A 17,152-nucleotide genomic window follows, 5' to 3' on the forward strand; every position below is an offset into this window, starting at 1 on the left:
TCCCTAAGCACTGCCTTGGCCTCCTCGAGCCCCAGCGCCAGAACGGCGCAATAGCCTTCAAACTCGCTACTTTACAGCCACTCGAATTGGCTATCGGCTAGCGGCGCATCCTTAGGCGGGGTGGCTTTGAACTCCAGGTACAGGCCAAACCACCCGCCGCGAGCCTGACGAACGGGGAGATCGCTCACACCTGCCTTTACGCCCTGGCGTTTGAGGGCGCTCGCGGTTTTCTTGTTGCGGTGGCCACCGTTGGGCACATGGAAGGTGGCATCAAACAGCTCGCTTACCGGGAGGCCTCGCATCTTCTCGCCATACAGCCAGCGGATGAGCACTGCTTGCTCCTGCCCTTCCCAATCAACAGGCTTTGCCCGGGGCGCACCGCTTTTGGTTAGTGCTCGAGGACGGCGGGGTTTCTGGATTCGTAACGTCACGCCATCAGGCAACTGCCGATATTCAAGCGCTTTTGCCTGCAGGCGGCGGCAATCCAGGTACAAACCGAATCGCACGTTTTGGCACAATAACGCGGCACGGCGCGCCTGCTGCCCACCTTTTAATTTGTCCTCACGCACCTGGTCTACGCGAATCCAGCCATATCTCGGCAGGTATCCACACCCCACAAAACGCGCGTTCTTCGGCCATAGTTGCACCTCGTGCCTCATGCCAAAGAGGAATTGAGTGAAGCCACCCAATATCGCTATATTGGTAGCTTCTAAACTAGGGATAAGGGGAAAGCGTTGGACAAGGCCGCCTACCACAAGCGTTGGGATCAGCTTGAGCAGATGCAGCGGGAATACAGCAACCTGCCAGAGTCGGGCGTCGAAAACGTCGAAGCACTGCACAAAATGCTGATAAATACCTTTCGGGAATTTGTCGTTGCTTGTTATTGCGACCACTGGCGTGAAGCCTACCGAGGCGATGCATTCCCCCTAGATGCTGATAGAGATGTGCTGATAGCCCGCTCCATCAAAGCCCACCACTGGACACCGGGCATTGCCACCAGCCTCTCCAGCTACGACCTTGCCCTTTCGCTCATCGATGAGCTGGCGACGTTCACACTGACGGAAATGGCAGTTCACGTGTCGTACATGAACCTACAGGCACTGCCCAAGGCGGATTACCAAGCACTCATTCAGCCGCATGAATGATGGTTGATCTACCTCAGACCTTAGGGTGCTAGCTTGTGAATAAAAAGCCACGCCGAAGCCCGCTAAGGTGGTAGCTGTGGCACCCCCAGGCGAAGAAGGAAAACGAATGGGTGTTCGCGAAGGCTGATGGTGAACGACTTGGAAATCTGCACGAACTTCCGGATACACGACTTGCGCCACACGTGCGCTAGTTGGACGATCAGCGAAGGCGTGCCAATGCTAGACGTTAAAGACGTGCTCGAGCATTCCACTGTGAAGATGACCGAGAACCTGGCGCCGCACCGCGCAAGGGATGCTGTTAGCCGATTGGGGAATCGTCCAAAAGAACACACACCGGCAGAGGTTGCGAATCAGCGCCAGACACAATCTGGACACAATGAAAGACCGGTGCATTTAATAGAAGGTATGTTGGGAATGAAACGGAGAGCCTAGAAACAAAAAAGCCCCTGACGAATCAGGGGCTTTTCAGTATTGAGGTGGCGGAGGGACAGGGACCCGAGGATTTGGTATATAAGTAGTTGAAATGCTTACGTCATGCGGTTCTTATGCGATTTTGGGACAAATTATTGGGACAAAATGGCATAAAGAAAAGTGAAGGTGAAGGCATGGCAGACAACCTGATTTTGAAAGGATCTACATGGCATGTACGTCTTGAGTTATCTGAAGATTTACGCCTTGCATTTGGATATCGTAGAAAGCTGACAAAATCGCTCAAAAATGGAAGATCTAAGAATGAATCAAATACAGAAAGAGAAGACATAGCGATTAGAATACTTGCTGAGCAAAGCAGAGGCGAGAGAAGATTTGCTTATAGCAAAATTAGAACAAGCAGATCTTTTATACAAGACGCTATTAGAACGAGTAGAGTTAGTAGAGAGAAAGCAGCTAGAACAGACGTAGTTATTCGAAGAGTTCGTGAGCTGTGGAGAGGGTTGAAAAGAGACTCAACAGAAACTGATAGACTTTACCAACAGTCTTTAGAAAAGCTTGAGAGATACATAGCGAAGACAAGGAAGACGTTCATCATCCACCTACACCATAAAAGCCTTAATCCTACTGTCGCTAGAAAGCCCCGCTAGGAGCTTTTTTGTTGGTATTCGCTCCGCTCATAGGGTTATTGATACTGGAAGCTGTAGGAAAAGCTCAGGATGCACGATACTGCATATGCTGACTACTATACCCGCCTTACTACTCCCCTCTTGTAAAGCTACCCATAAGAAACAATTACATCTTAATACATAGATAATAGTAGAAATCAAAGTCTTTCAGAATTAGCAGTTATTTCCTCATAACACTCTTTAATGCTTGGATAATCCAAGAACTGACCACTTATAAACTCACTGAGTTTTATGTTTAATATTCGCTTGAAATAATCATTTTGTTTGCTTTTAAGCAGAACTCTGCATATGAATTTTGTCAGTTTCATTTCTGCACTTTGATTCGTTATTTTTGATTTTATTTGAGCGAGTAGTATAATATTGATTAACGAATCTATTGTTTTTTCAGTTTTTTTATCTAATCTATAAATACCTAACTCGCCCTTGTAGTGATAAGATTGTGTTAGCCTTGCTAACAAACTTATAATTAACTCTTCAAACACTGTAATAGCTAAATGATTATTAGCGAAAACATCAATCTTACCTTTCAATATATAGTGTAGTATTTCAAGATTCGATAAATCAAACCCAATAATTAAATTATGAAAATCCTCTCTACGAATGGGAAATGGAAGGTCGTAATGAGCCGCTAAAGATAAGCCAAAAATTTTATCTTCATGTGGAAGGGTTTGTGTAATTTTTGATATCAATGAATAAGCATCTATACTTTTAATCCCTAGTTTATCCATCCAATATGGTAAGTGATTGTCGAAAGATACCCATGTAATGTCTTTGCAAGCACTTATTAAAATTGTTTCATAAACAGTTTCATCAATTTTTTCATTTAATAAGCTTAGCTCTTGTGGAGCATCGAAGTTATATAAAGGTTCTACCTCAATTATTTCAATTTTTCGCAATAAAATTTTTAACTGATCTACTAGCGGAGCTAAAAATTGAGAGCCATTAATAGTCCCACTAAAATCTGGTATAAAAAACCCTTTCGTCTTAATATCTTCAATAAAATTGTTGATCAGTAGCTCTGTATTTCTGGTTATATATATATTTTCATTTGGTAGCCTATCACTTAAGCAGCACAAACTAATATATGTAACTGAGTAAATATCTAATACCAATTTCTCGAATTTACTATTGTCTATTTCTCGTGGTTTTGGAGTAGGTATTTTATATTCTGGTTTCGCTATCAAACTCAATATATCTTCAATGGGGTTGCCAGTTTTTCTATTGTTAGCAATAAACGAGAAGGGATAATCTTGAAGATTAGTAAAGATTTTATTTTCATTACTACCTTTATTCAATTTCTTTGTTATATTTTCAAAAAAAGCAGGTAATTCGTAAGGATCTGATGGTGTTTCAAGCAAAAGAAACTGATCAGTCCCATCGTTCATTTCATTTCGTATTTGTGATGTAATATGAAATAGGGCAACATAAGGCGAAAGTGTTTCTAGTAATTCAACAGTATGCACTTCTTCATCATTAACTTCACCTGTTTGCAATTTAAGTAACATGTCAGAATAAATATTTCCTTCTTCTATAATATGGGGGTTCTTTTCATGTTTTGTTCCTTTTTTAACAATTAATGAAATAGTTTCTTTGCCAGCTTTTTTATATTTAACTGCTTTTAGCACACACCCTACGGCATCGCTTGTAATCACATCGCGGTTAATGCGACCTTCAATGAAGAAGTTAAGGTAATGGGTATTTATGAATATGGTTGATTCATATGGAGATTTGGTAAATAGGTCTATAAGGATTGTTTCAATTTTATAAAACTGAACATGTGGAGTGAATATATTAATTAATGCAAGTGAGTCTTGGTCTTGTAGGTTGTAAATGTTTGTATTAATGTCGTCAAAAAAAGATATCAAATAATTTTTATCTTCTTTACCATCTAAGACATTAGCTTTAATAAGTAATGCATTACTTGAATCAGGTTGTATTGAAATTGCTTTATCAATATCTACTATTGCATCATCTAACAACCCTTTCTTGTAGTTCATATGTGCACAGAAAGACCAAAATAATATAGAGTTATCTGCTTCAGTATCACTTTTCAGAAGGTCAATAAGTTTATTACCTTCTTTATATTGGTTTGCATTAAATAGATTATATAAATATATCTCCATTAAAGGAGATAGCCATGGATCGTTTGTATCTACTGTTTTCTCTAAAATAGAACAAGCATACTTATGGAGATTTAAATGATTAAGGTTGATGCAGATATCTTTAATACAGTTTGGGTTTATTTCACTTAGGTCGCTATCTTCACCTGATAACCAACTCAAATGCTCTAGCATTCTCTTGTGAGCAGCTTCATTATTTAAATATTTAGGCTTTGTCGCCAAAAGTAAGTAACCTACACTTTCAATAATGTCTTTATTTCTTACATTATCGTCAGTACTTACTTTTACTAATCCACCTTTTTTTAGCCATACTAGAATTAAATCATTATCAAATGTTTGATCCACTAAAAAGGTTTCTGTTACTGTTAAGCTCACTCCATTAATAAGCTTATCTTCAAGTGTATTGTGTTTTTCTAAATCTCTCTTATATTCCTGAAATTCTTTTATTTCACCATCCTCTAATACATCTAAGTTACCCGTATTTGCAAATTCCATAAAACGTGCATGTTCGGGATAAAGCTCACGCCATCTTTCAACATGTTTATAGCAATATAAACCTATATCACTTTTTACTTCTTCCAGAAATATTATATAGGGAACTATAGAGCTAAATATCCTACTATCTAGCCCATCCGCTTCAACAGACAAATCATATCCGTTTTTTATGATATCTTTTATTTCATCCTTACTTTTTTTACTTATCGTCCAATAATGCTTTCCGAATATACTAATTGATACTGCTTGGCTTTTAACTAAGAATAAAGCAATTCTAAATTCATAATCATTATATTTCTTTTTAAATTCAATTGCATAGTCTAAAGCTAGATTATATTCTGCTATTCTCATATATCCATATATGATTGATACTGCTATTTTGCTATCTAAAAGAGGGTCACATATTTTAGCATCAAGTTCTTCTTTATCAGCAATAAATTCTAGGTATTGGCAATCAGCTAAAACAGAGTTAATAGTCTTTTGGTTGTAGATTGCTCTAGCTTCTTCAATTTCATCAAATACAATTTTTATTCTTAAAATTCCAGCTAAAATAACACCTTTATCGCTTTGCCTTGCTTCTATATAGGCTGTGTTTAATTCAGCCTCGGTTATCCGCAATTCGCTCTTATTGCTTAATCCCGTTAATATTTTTAGAAAATTGATGTAGTGATTAGATGTTTCGTGATTGTTAGTTTTTTCTATATTCTCAATAAAGGCCCTAGCTTGCTTGAAATTTCCCTTTTTAATTTCAGTAAATACTTGGTCAGTTAGGCTTTTAAGATTTTCGGGCATCAACCCAATAATATTATTATTGTTATTTGTTATATTCTTTCCATATCCTAACAGCAATTGCATGTTGCTAAACAGACCCATATCTTAGCCTCAAAATAAATAGTAGATTTAGTAAGTTTCATTATTTGTTATATTGTTATCACCTTTACCAATAAGTATTTGAAAATTGGTTTTTTTAGTGTTTATCTTTTTTATATTTATATTTGATGCCAATGAAGGTATTACCTTGTCTTCTCTAATGGTCCTATCTATAGCTATTTTATTAAGATCTTCCAGATTTTTTGATTCTTTAATTTCCAGAATTCTGTTTACTAATTTGTCTATATAATTTTCGTTCTCAAGATCTTCTGTAAATTTATTTTTTAACGCTTGATAAGTTAGTTTGGTTGGAATTGAAATAAGGCTATATAAGCCATTCGAAATAATATTCAAAACCACAGATTGAGCACTGCTATCATCAAAAATCATTAGCTTTCTCACTTTAGTTCAGTAATTAGTTAATTTTACCATGTAAATTAACTGATGCATCTGAGAAGGGGATCTATTTAAAAGAAATGGTTGCAGTCAGGGCAGTGGCTTTTATGCTATCAACCCAGCCACTAGCCCTTGACCGCCCGCCCTGCATATCTTCCACACTGGACACCGACATACCGACATACCGACATACCGACATACCCCCCCTGGTCAATCACGGCCACTATAACCAGCTATTACCTTTCTCTATTAATTACCAATATTTGATAGCAAAACACAAAATCCAAACGAATTGGTCAAAAAACAGCCAGAACACAATCGTTTCTGAGGCATTTGAAGATCATACCCTAAGCTATGAGCCTATCTGTGGGCTATTAGCCTGTATGTGGGCTATTTAGCCTGTATGTGGGCTATTAGCCTGTATGTAGGCTATTAGCCTGTATGTGGGCTTATATCCTTAGTGTGGGGGGTGTGTGGCGGTAAAGAAATGTTTTAATAAACATAGCATGAAGAAAACAGAGGTCTAATTTGGGACAAATAGCAAAATAAAAAGCCCCGTAAATCATTGATTTACGGGGCTTTTTTATTTCTGGCGGAGGGACAGGGATTCGAACCCTGGGTAGGTTATTCACCTACGCCGGTTTTCAAGACCGGTGCATTCAACCGCTCTGCCATCCCTCCGGCTTATGGGTGCGTATAATAACAGCTTTTCCTTGGAAGTCAACGCCTTTAGTACAAACGTAACCCGACGCGGGTAATTTTTCCGCCTTCCATATCGCTCACCACCCAATGAATGCCGTGCCAGTCTACGTCGTCCCCGACCACCGGGTGTCCACCCACGCGCAGGGCGATAAACTCCGCCAGTGTCATGTTTTGTTCACCGGGGCTGAGTGTTAGGCCATAGGCTTGGGCGATATCTTGCATTTGCGCGCTGCCATCCAGGGTAAAGGTACCGAAGAAGGCGCGCTCCTGCTTGAGCTTGGCATCGCCATTGAATAGCCGGTTCAGGGCGTACAAGTCCTCAGAGCGACCGATCACACAAATCACATCGCCCAGCTTTAAGCGTGTGCTGCCCTTGGGGTGCAGCATGGAGTGGTCGCGGAACAGTGCCGAGATCAGCGCCCCTGACGGAAAACGCAGCAGCCGAATGGGCACGTCCTCCAAGTCCTGGTTCTCGACCCCGTACACAAACAGCTCAAAGTCGTTTTCCGGCAGGATTCCCAACGGGCCCCGTCGGTTAGGCACGGTGCCTACCGGCACTTCCACCTTCAACCACTTCGCCATCAGCGTTAGCGAGCCGCCCTGGATAAGTAGAGACATTAATACCACGGCAAAGGCGACGTTAAAGTAGAGCGATGCGTTTTCGACACCACCGATTACCGGGAAAATAGCCAATACGATAGGCACCGCCCCTCTTAAGCCCACCCAGGCAATAAAGAAGGTTTCCCGCCAGCGAAATTTAAAGAACGGCTTAATGGTGATCAATACGGCCAGTGGGCGGGCGATAAAGATCAGCGCCAGTGCCACTAAACCGGCGGGCAGCGCCACGTCCCAGAGCTCGCTGGGTGTAACCAGAAGACCGAGCACCAGGAACAGGCCGATTTGACTTAACCACGCCAAGCCATCGTGCACAGGCAGAATAAAGTTGAGGTGGCGCCCGGGCTGGTTACCGATCATCAAGCCAGCAAGGTAGATCGCCAAAAAGCCGCTACCGCCCAGCACGCTGGTTAAACCGAACACGCTGAACCCCAGCGCCAGCGCCAACATGGCATAAAGACCTGGCGCTAAATCGAGCCAGCGCAACAGCTTGGCACTCAGCCACCCCCCCCCCAGGCCGACAATCAAACCAATACCAAACTGGGCAATAAAAAACAGCAAGGTTTCAGTGGGGCCGCCAATATCACCCACTAGCAGCTCAACGAGCATCAGGGTCAGGAAAATCGCCATCGGGTCGTTGGTACCTGACTCAATCTCCAGCGTCGCCCCTACCCGCTCGTTGAGATTAACACCGCGGCCACTAAGCATGGAGAAGACCGCAGCAGCATCGGTGGAACCTACAATGGCGCCGACCAGTAGGCCCTGCACTATCGTTAGGTCAAAAATCCACATAGCGATAACGCCAACAATGGCGCTAGTGATAAAGACCCCAAAGGTGGCCAAAGAGAGCGCGGGTTTAAAACCTACCCGGAAGGTTTTGAGGCGCGTACGCAAGCCACCGTCTAACAAAATCATAGCCAACGCGAGGTGACCGATGGCAAAGGCCATGGAGTAGTCATCAAACACGACGCCCAGCACGCCCTCTTCACCTGCTAGCATGCCCAGCCCGAGGAAGATCAGTAGCAGCGGCACACCCATCATTGACGATAAACGGCTGGCCAGAATGCTGAGCGCCATTAGGGAACCACCTACTAAAAAGAACGTATAAATTGCGTCCATGACTCTCCGTCTCTACATCAATACAGCACTATTATTGCATGTAACCGTTGAATTTACTGTCTCTTCTCAGCGCACCATTATTACCAAGGGGCTGGTCAGAAGCTTTCCGAGGCGGCTACACTTCGCCGTTACAACCTCTGGAGTTACTGACTATGTTGCGTTGCCTATCACGCTGTTGGCACCCTATTTTATTGAGCCTCATCATTACCTTATTGTTTTATAATTCAGCTATTTACGCAAATAATGGAAGCGAAGAAAACTCTCAAGAAACGGCACCGCTGACGCTAGACACAGATATTGAGGTACCTGAAGCGTTTTGGCGAACTATGGACAGCGAAAACGTCGAGGAGGTGCCCACCATGGCGCAGACCCCGGCACAGCCACTCGAACCACCGCCTGTTAAGCGCGTGACGCTGATGCTGGATTGGTACTTGAGCCCGCAGCATGTAGCCTTGGTGATTGCTCAAGAGCGAGGGCTTTACGCAGCCCAGGGTTTAGAGGTAGAGATTCAGTCGCCAGCCGATCCTTCCATTGCCATCAAGCTGCTAACCGCAGGCGAAGTCGATTTGGCGTTAACTCGCCAGCCGCTGCTTCATCTACATGCCCATAACGGTGCTCCGATCACACGGATCGCGACACTGATTGAAACGTCGCTAACGGCAGTCATTGTGACAGGCGAGGAACAGGTGGGGGCTGGAAGTACCTTGGCAGGGTTACATTACGGTTATACCACCGGTGAAGGCCGCGACCTGAGCATTCCGCGTTTACTGCCTCGCTCGGTGCAGCAAACGGATGATTTCACCCCACCGGTCAACCTACACTTTGATCCCATTCGAGCAATGCGGGAGAACCAAATTGACGCCGTCGCCGATGGCTTTTACCACTACCTTCCCCAGCAGTTGGCGACTGAAGGCATTAACACCCACGTCATTCGCTTCGATGAGTTAGATATTCCCCGTCATGACGGCTTGGTGGTACTGGCCAATAGCGATACGCTTGTCCGCCGCGCTGATACCTGGTCTCGCTTCGTACTTGCCCTTGAACAGGCGAGCCACTGGATTATCGACAACCCTGACGCTGCCTGGGCACTGCTGATTAGCGCACACCCTGTGCTCGACAATGACATTAACGCCAGCGCTTGGGAGGACATCCTGCGCCGTATGGCACTGAGCCCCGCGGCATTAGATAACCGACGCTACGCTGGCTTTGAAACCTTTTTACATCAAATGGGCCTTACTCAAGCCACGTTGCCCGTATCACGTTTAGCGGTAGATCCCCACACTTTATAATTGCGTATCGACAGTTCTCACCCACTCCCACGGCGGCCCATGAGCGAAACAGCTTTCATTTTTATAGACGTTGAGACCACCGGCACTCGCGCAACACGGGATCGGATTACCGAAATAGCCGCCCTTAAGGTCGTCAACGGTGAGCTGATTGACCGCTGGTCGAGCTTAATTTACCCAGAGTGCAAAGTGCCTGCGCAAATCACCCAACTGACCGGGATTCACGACGACATGCTGGTTGATGCGCCACGCTTTGCGCGGATAGCCGAGTCGCTTCGGGAGTGGCTGGGCGACGGGCAGCTAGTTGCCCACAATGCGCGCTTTGACTACAGCTATCTGCGCAATGAATTTAAGCGCGCCGGGCAGGATTATCGTGCGGCGTTGATATGCACGCTGCGCTTATCTCGCCGAATAGCACCCCAAGAGCGCCAACACAACCTAAAAGCACTGCTTAACCGCTACGGCATCACCCCCATCCGCCACCACCGTGCCGGAGATGATGTCGATGCGCTGTGGTCACTCTGGCAAGCGTGGCAGGTTGAGCATAGCGATGAAGCCTGGCAGCGCCTGCTGGGCGATGAGCGCCGCCACCGCACGCTGCCCGCCCACCTGGATAGCGCGCTGTTGGAAGGGTTGCCCACCTGCCCTGGGGTTTACCTGTTTTACGGCCACAACCGGCTGCCCCTGTATGTGGGCAAAAGCATCAACCTACGTAGCCGCGTGCTGGGGCACTTTCAGCGCGACTACCAAGACGACAAAGAGATGCGCCTCGCCCAGCAGGTACAGCATATCGAGTGGGAAGAGACCGCTGGTAATTTAGGCGCCCAGTTGCGTGAAGCGCAGCTGGTTAAAACGTTAATGCCGATTATGAACCGGCAACTGCGCAAGCAACGCAAGTTAACTACTTGGCACTGGGCCGAGGAAGCCGACCACCCTCAGCTTCTTAGCGGTAGCGCCCTGACCCAGCCTCTAGGCGGCATGCTGTATGGTTTGTTTCGTAATGCGCGAGAAGCCAAGAACGCGCTACTCGCTATTGCTGAAGAGCAGCGGCTCTGCCCTCGGGTGCTGGGGCTTGAAAAAGGGAAGGGGCGCTGTTTTGCCAATCAGGTGGGCAAGTGCCGTGGGGCCTGCAATGGGCAGGAGTCGATAGCAGCGCATAACCAGCGGGCACAGGAAGCACTCGCCCAGCTTCAGGTCAATGTGTGGCCCTGGCAGGGCAGCATTGCTATTGAGGAAAAGCCAGCCGGCAATGCCTCCCCTGCGTGGCACGTTGTCCGCCAATGGTGCTACCTAGGCAGTGCGGAAAGTTTTAAGAAAGCGCAAACTTTGGCGGACACGCCCGCAAGCTTTGATGTGGATAGCTACCGCATTTTGAACCGCTTTTTGCGTTCCCCAGAACAGCACGGCTTAACGGTTACACCGCTCTAATTAGACAGCCTTTCTTTTGCATCTACTGATGCGAAACTCTACTGTGCTTCTAGGAACGCCACGACTGCCTGCTGAAAGGCTTCAGGCTGGTCGGCGTGTAGCCAGTGACCGGCATTTTTAAGCGTTACCACACGCGCCCGAGGCAGCACCTCGCGCAGTGCTGGCAGCATGTCGTCAGCCACATAGTGGGAATCGCTGCCACGCAGCACCAGCGCGGGGCCATCATAGGGCTGTTCGCCATCCGGCACGCCGATAATATCGCCATAACCACGCTTTATCTGATCTAAGCCTACCCGTAGCGCCATCACGTTGTCGTCATTGCGCACCAGGTTGGTAGCTAAGAAAAGTCGCGTAGGCCGGAATTCTACATGCTCGGCCAACAGGTCATCCGCTTCACGGCGATTTTTGGGCTGTCCTTCTCGCACATTGTCGAGCGCGGCGAAGACATCGTCATGGCCATGTTCGTAAGCCACCGGGGCAATATCGGCCACTATCAGCGACGCCACCCGCCCGGGCGCAAAACGCGCCAGACTGATCGCCACTTTGCCGCCCATGGAGTGGCCCAGCACGTGAGCGCGCTCAATCGAAAGCTTATCCAGTAGCGCTATGACGTCGTCGGCCATGGTGGCGTAACGCATACCTTCCGCATGGGGAGAGCGGCCATGGTTACGCAGATCCAGCGCAATCACCCGGCGGCTGCGTTGCCACACTTTCAAGTGCGAACGCCAATTATCGGCACTTCCCAGCAAGCCGTGGATGACCACCAGCGGGGTGGTATCCGCGGCGGCTTCTTCGGCGGGCAAATCGATAAAGTGCAGATCAACGCTGGCAACGTCACTCATGCTAGCTCCTAAACTTTGCGGTCTGTGGGTATTTACACCATTAAGCCGTACGCGGTGCGGCGTCCACTTGGCCTGTCCAAACCACCAAGCGGCGGGTTAGCCAGGCAAGTAGCAAGCCATACAGGGGTAGAAAAAACAGCAGGCTTATGGCGAGCTTAATGGCATAGTCGACGGCGGCGATTTCTACCCAATTGGCAGCCATAAACGGGTCTGGGCTGTTATAGAACGCCGCCGAGAAGAATGCAAAGGTGTCAGCCAGGTTCCCCAGCACCGTTGAGCAAACAGGCGCCACCCACCAGGCCCACTGGCGCAAACGGTCAAACACCTGAACATCCAGCAATTGGCCAATCACGTAGGCCAAGAAACTGGCAAGGGCAATACGGGCGACAAACAGATTCCACTCCGACAGCGCCTCAATCCCGGCGAAGCTGCCACGGGGAAACACCACCGACACTACATAGGAGACCAGCAACGCGGGTAGCATTACGCGCAGAATAATCGAACGCGCGGGCCCTTTGCCAAACAGGCGCACGGTTAGATCGGTCGCTAGAAAGATAAACGGGAAGCTGAACGCACCCCATGTGGTATGGAAGCCAAACAGCGTAAACGGTAGCTGAACAAGATAGTTACTGGCAGCAATAATGCCAATATGAAAAGCCACCATAACCATTAGGCAACGGCGGTGTTGAGCTTCACTCAATGCAAACATGCGGGTAGACCTTTTTTTAATAGCGAAGAGGGGTTAGGGAACCCTCGTGAGATGGCTGCAGCGAGCCCTGATGGGAGCGGCATTATACGGCTTCTGACGGGTAATTAAAGCAGGCCATTGAAAGCCGCCAAGAACACTGGCGGCTCGTGAGCATTCAGTCAAGCGGCTTGGCCCTGTCCGCAGCGCCTACCGAGCGGTCACGCATAGCGGTGTGAACATCCGCCAGGCTGGTAGGGTCATCAATCGTGGAGGGAATAGCAAATTCCTTACCGTCGGCAATCGTACGCAGCAACTTGCGCAAAATCTTACCCGAGCGGGTTTTGGGTAGCCGGTCGACCACTAATACCTGCTTAAAGCAGGCAATCGGGCCAATGTGCTCGCGAACCCGCGCAATCAGTTCGGCCTCCAGCGTCGCTTCATCGCCATCAAAACCATCTTTAGGGATCACTAAGCCGATCGGTAGCTGCCCTTTCAGATCGTCATGAATCCCAATCACCGCACACTCGGCCACCGCAGGATGGGCGCCGACCACCTCTTCCATTTCACCGGTGGAGAGCCTATGCCCTGCTACGTTTATCACGTCATCGGTGCGGCCCATAATAAACAGATAGCCCTGCTCATCAAAGTAGCCGCCGTCGCCGGTTAAGTAGTAGCCGGGGAACGCTGCCATATAAGCGCTATGAAAGCGCTTTTCGTCGCGCCAAACGCCAGTTAAGCAACCCGGCGGCATAGGCTGTTTGATCACCACACTGCCCTGCTCCAAGGGTTTTGCCTGTTCGCCATCGCGGTTGAGCACTTGCACATTGAAGCCGGGAACTGGGAAAGTTGCGGATCCTGCCTTGGTCGGTGCTGCCTCAATGCCAGGCAAGTTGGCGGCTATTGGCCAGCCGGTTTCGGTTTGCCACCAGTGGTCTATCACCGGAACATCTAAAAGGTCATCCAGCCAATGAAAGGTAGGTGGGTCGAGGCGTTCACCGGCCACGTAGAGGTGCTTTAAGCTGCTGATATCGTAATTCTGCAGCAGTTTCGCATCGGGATCCTCTTTCTTAATCGCCCGAAATGCCGTGGGTGCGGTGAAGAAGCTCTTCACCCGGTACTCCTCGATCAAGCGCCAGAAGCTGCCCGCATCGGGGGTTTTGACCGGTTTGCCTTCGTACACTACGGTGGTGCAACCCACTAACAAAGGCGCGTAAACAATATACGAGTGCCCGACAACCCAACCCACGTCCGAGGCGGTAAAGAACACCTCGCCCGGCTCCATGGCGTAGATCGCTTGCATCGAATAGGCCAGCGCCACCGCGTAGCCGCCTGTATCGCGCATAACGCCCTTGGGCTTTCCGGTGGTACCAGAGGTATACAGGATATACAGCGGGTCGGTGCCTTTAACCGGCACACACTCCGCAAATGGCGCTCTTGCTACCAGCGCTTCCCAGTCGTAATCGCCTGCCCCTAATTCGGCTCGGTGCGCTTCACGCTGATAAACCACGCAGGCATCAGGTTTGTGGGCGCTTAATTCAACGGCTTGGTCGACCATCGGCTTATAGGGCAACACTTTGCCCAACTCGATACCACAGGAAGCGGCAACCACCACTTTTGGCTCGGCGTCTTCAATCCGTGCCGCCAGCTCATGGGGGGCAAAGCCACCAAACACCACCGAATGAATGGCGCCAAGCCGGGCGCAGGCGTACATGGCCACCAGCGCTTCAGGGATCATCGGCATATAAATCACCACACGATCACCTTTCGTGACGCCTAGCTGCGCCAGCGCCCCCGCGAAATGTGCCACTTTATCGCGCATTTCACGGTAGCTAATGGTTTGCTTGACCTGTGCTGCAGGCGAGTCCCAGAAAATCGCCGCCTGGTCACCCCGGCCGTTTTCGACGTGATAATCCAGCGCAGCGTAGCTAAGATTCATTTCACCGTCGCTAAACCAGCGCGCATGCTTTTGCGAAGGGGTTTGCTCATCGTAGCTGAGTATGGTTTGCGGCGGTGTGTACCAGGGAATGCGTTTGGCCTGCTCGGCCCAGAACGATTCAGGGTGTTCGATGGAGCGTTGGAAGATGTGTTGGTAGCGGCTCATGGTGTCCCTATCTTTTTTGTAGTAGCGATCAAGAAGGATTGTTGACACTGTATAAAGAAAACCGACAATTCACCCTCATACTATGGGCTAAATAGCGACCAAAGCGGTAGACGGACCCCGGAATTGTCGACAAGATGGCGAGCAACTACCATTGATTAATCGTTAAACAACAGCTTGGACAAAACTCGCTAAATTACTGATCATTAAACAACTTGATCCACGCTACGCGTCGATGCCTTAACAACGTATAACAACGCCTCTAAAACAATGCTTATAAAACGCTGATGTAACAGTGTAGGCAAGGAGAACATTATGTCTGCTTCTACAAGCGCCGCTACACGCCTGCTTGAACATAACTGTCGCGCTATTGAGGCAGGAACTAACCTGCTCAAAGCGCTGGCCAACGAGAAACGGCTGCAAATACTCTGCCTTCTTGCCGAGAAAGAGCTGTCAGTAACGCAAATTAATCAACAACTCGCGTTAAGTCAGTCGGCACTTTCTCAGCATCTTGCCATTTTGCGGCGTGATGAGCTTGTTGATACACGGCGGGAGTCACAAACGATCTATTATTCTTTAAGCAGTGAAAGTGCCAAGGCAGTGATCGATACCTTGGCACAACATTACGCCGCATAAATTGACCACTAGCGACCCAGTGTAAAACTCAGCGCCGCTGCCACCCAGCGGCATCGATTACGCCAAGCGCTTTAAGCGCGGCTTTTTCGACCCCTTCCGACACGGCTAACCCCAGTTTACGGCTAAAGGTTTTAGGTGCTTCCAGCTTCACTGTGAATACTTGCGCCTCGGTCATGCGTTTAACCAAATAGGCTTCGCTGGTACCTACGCTGTCGACAAGCTGTTGGGGTAATGCTTCGCTGCCGTACCAAATCTCGCCAGTGGCGAGGGTGTCGATATCCATGGCGGGGCGCCGTTCTGCCACATAGCTTTTAAACAAGCGGTGCGTATTCTCTAAGTCCTCCAAGAACTTTGCTTTCCCCTCTTCGGTATTTTCACCCAGCACGGTCAGGGTGCGCTTGTACTTACCGGCGGTAAGCAGTTCGACGTCAATATCGTGGCGTTTAAGCAACCGGTGAATATTGGGAACTTGCGCCACCACGCCGATGGAGCCAATCACTGCAAAGGGCGCGGCCTTGATGTGCTGTGCGGTGCAGGCCATCAGGTAACCACCGCTCGCCGCCACTTTGTCGATGCACACGGTCGTGGTTAGCCCCGCCGTGCGCAGCCGGTCTAACTGTGCCGCTGCCAACCCATAGGCATGCACCAGGCCTCCCGCCGATTCAAGGCGCACCACTACCTCGTCTTCCTTAGCGGCAACACCAATGATGGCCGACACCTCTTGAGCAAAATGCTCGGTTTGCGAGGCTTTCAGATCGCCGTGGAAGTCGAGCACCCAAACCCGCGGCCCTGGAGCGGCGTCTTGCTCCGTCTTATTTGCCTTCTGACGCTTTTTATCTTCGCTGCGAAATAGTTTCAGCAGTTTTTTGCGCGCGCCAGGAAGCGTGGCTGCCAGGCGCAAACGCCGGACACGCCGGCGCCGCTGATCGTTGAGAGGCTCGATATTGAGTTTCAGGTCACTCTCTTTGTCCTGCTTGGTTCGCGCTATCAGCAGCAAGCCAATGCCTATCAGCGCCATCACGACGGTGGTTTGCACAATAAAGGTGCCTATTTCCGCTACCCATTCATTCATTGACGTTCTCCATTAGAGGCTTGATTCCTTTATGACTCGTGCGTTGGTATATGCGTTTGCGAAGTGTGAGTCCAGCGCTTGATTAGAACACCCGTATGAAATAACCTCGCATGCCTTTACAATTGTTTCTTTTGGTTACGGTCGCTAGTCTTGGCCTGAACTATTTAATGTCCATCAACTTAATTGAGAGATATGTTATGTCAAACAATACCCTTGAGAAGCTTAAAGCGCGTTTTAATCCGGAAGCAGCAAAGGGGATGGATGAAGTTTTCCAGTTTCACTTTACGGATGCTGGCAGCTACTACTTAACTATCCAAGATGGCACGCTGGACGTGCAAGAGGGTGAACACGACGATCCATCTGTCAGCTTGAGCCTTACCACTGACACACTAAAAGGCATTATGAGCGGTGAAATCAATGGTATGACGGCGTTTATGACCGGCAAGCTAAAAGCGACCGGGAATGTAATGCTGGCCACTAAGCTGACTAGCTTATTCCCTAGCGAGTAATCGTCCTATCGGC

14 protein-coding genes, 1 tRNA gene and 1 pseudogene are annotated in these 17,152 nt (G+C 48.4%); 7 read left to right on the forward strand and 9 right to left on the reverse strand.

Annotated features, from left to right (window positions below; genetic code table 11):
- Positions 1-71: 71 nt before the first annotated feature.
- Positions 72-647: a VRR-NUC domain-containing protein gene (locus KUC_RS20130; RefSeq protein ID WP_244264824.1), complete on the reverse strand. Its 576-nt coding sequence runs from the start codon at positions 645-647 to the stop codon at positions 72-74.
- 87 nt (positions 648-734) lie between these two features.
- On the opposite strand from KUC_RS20130, the gene KUC_RS16080 reads away from it, so the two are divergent.
- The 3 genes and pseudogenes from KUC_RS16080 to KUC_RS19625 all read left to right on the forward strand — a co-directional run bounded on the left by KUC_RS16080 (position 735) and on the right by KUC_RS19625 (position 2,224).
- Entirely contained in the window at positions 735-1,145 is a 411-nt protein-coding gene (locus KUC_RS16080) for a hypothetical protein (protein ID WP_007114288.1), read from the forward strand.
- Positions 1,146-1,256: 111 nt separating this feature from the next.
- A pseudogene (locus KUC_RS20315) lies at positions 1,257-1,577 on the forward strand (tyrosine-type recombinase/integrase); the annotation flags it as partial.
- Positions 1,578-1,750: 173 nt separating this feature from the next.
- A complete protein-coding gene (locus KUC_RS19625) occupies positions 1,751-2,224 on the forward strand; it encodes a hypothetical protein (protein WP_141243488.1) in 474 nt (157 codons plus the stop codon).
- 176 nt (positions 2,225-2,400) lie between these two features.
- Here KUC_RS19625 and KUC_RS16090 read toward each other — a convergent pair whose 3' ends face one another.
- The 4 genes from KUC_RS16090 to KUC_RS16105 all read right to left on the reverse strand — a co-directional run bounded on the left by KUC_RS16090 (position 2,401) and on the right by KUC_RS16105 (position 8,580).
- Entirely contained in the window at positions 2,401-5,751 is a 3,351-nt protein-coding gene (locus tag KUC_RS16090) for a tetratricopeptide repeat protein (protein WP_007114289.1), read from the reverse strand.
- Positions 5,752-5,778: 27 nt separating this feature from the next.
- Complete coding sequence (locus tag KUC_RS16095; protein WP_007114290.1) at positions 5,779-6,138, reverse strand: hypothetical protein; 360 nt, start codon at positions 6,136-6,138, stop codon at positions 5,779-5,781.
- A 596-nt stretch (positions 6,139-6,734) separates the two neighbouring features.
- Positions 6,735-6,825 (reverse strand) — tRNA-Ser (locus KUC_RS16100).
- Positions 6,826-6,873: 48 nt separating this feature from the next.
- Positions 6,874-8,580 (reverse strand): potassium/proton antiporter, encoded by a 1,707-nt coding sequence (locus KUC_RS16105; RefSeq protein ID WP_007114291.1) that lies wholly within the window; start codon positions 8,578-8,580, stop codon positions 6,874-6,876.
- A 152-nt stretch (positions 8,581-8,732) separates the two neighbouring features.
- Between KUC_RS16105 and KUC_RS16110 the strand changes: the two genes are divergently transcribed.
- Both KUC_RS16110 and KUC_RS16115 read left to right on the forward strand, forming a co-directional pair.
- Entirely contained in the window at positions 8,733-9,869 is a 1,137-nt protein-coding gene (locus tag KUC_RS16110) for an ABC transporter substrate-binding protein (RefSeq protein WP_040481256.1), read from the forward strand.
- 39 nt (positions 9,870-9,908) lie between these two features.
- Complete coding sequence (locus KUC_RS16115; RefSeq protein ID WP_007114293.1) at positions 9,909-11,294, forward strand: 3'-5' exonuclease family protein; 1,386 nt, start codon at positions 9,909-9,911, stop codon at positions 11,292-11,294.
- A gap of 38 nt (positions 11,295-11,332) precedes the next feature.
- On the opposite strand, the gene KUC_RS16120 is transcribed toward KUC_RS16115, so the two are convergent.
- The 3 genes from KUC_RS16120 to KUC_RS16130 form a co-directional block, all read right to left on the reverse strand.
- Entirely contained in the window at positions 11,333-12,136 is an 804-nt protein-coding gene (locus KUC_RS16120; protein WP_007114294.1) for an alpha/beta fold hydrolase, read from the reverse strand.
- Between the two features lie 40 nt (positions 12,137-12,176).
- Positions 12,177-12,845, reverse strand: coding sequence for a 7-cyano-7-deazaguanine/7-aminomethyl-7-deazaguanine transporter (locus tag KUC_RS16125; protein WP_007114295.1), 669 nt, complete (start codon positions 12,843-12,845; stop codon positions 12,177-12,179).
- 154 nt (positions 12,846-12,999) lie between these two features.
- Positions 13,000-14,973 carry a propionyl-CoA synthetase gene (locus KUC_RS16130; protein ID WP_007114296.1) on the reverse strand — a complete coding sequence of 658 codons (1,974 nt, stop codon included), beginning with the start codon at positions 14,971-14,973 and terminating at the stop codon, positions 13,000-13,002.
- A 264-nt stretch (positions 14,974-15,237) separates the two neighbouring features.
- Between KUC_RS16130 and KUC_RS16135 the strand changes: the two genes are divergently transcribed.
- The gene (locus KUC_RS16135) at positions 15,238-15,558 is read left to right on the forward strand and encodes an ArsR/SmtB family transcription factor (protein WP_007114297.1); all 321 of its coding nucleotides are present in this window, start codon (positions 15,238-15,240) and stop codon (positions 15,556-15,558) included.
- Positions 15,559-15,586: 28 nt separating this feature from the next.
- Here the strand turns inward: KUC_RS16135 and sohB are convergent, their stop codons facing one another.
- Positions 15,587-16,630, reverse strand: coding sequence for a protease SohB (gene sohB / locus KUC_RS16140; protein ID WP_007114298.1), 1,044 nt, complete (start codon positions 16,628-16,630; stop codon positions 15,587-15,589).
- 197 nt (positions 16,631-16,827) lie between these two features.
- On the opposite strand from sohB, the gene KUC_RS16145 reads away from it, so the two are divergent.
- Positions 16,828-17,139, forward strand: a complete 312-nt coding sequence (locus tag KUC_RS16145) for an SCP2 sterol-binding domain-containing protein (RefSeq protein WP_007114299.1) — start codon at positions 16,828-16,830, stop codon at positions 17,137-17,139.
- Positions 17,140-17,152: the final 13 nt, after the last annotated feature.

Source organism: Vreelandella boliviensis LC1, from assembly GCF_000236035.1.
Classification (GTDB): domain Bacteria; phylum Pseudomonadota; class Gammaproteobacteria; order Pseudomonadales; family Halomonadaceae; genus Vreelandella; species Vreelandella boliviensis.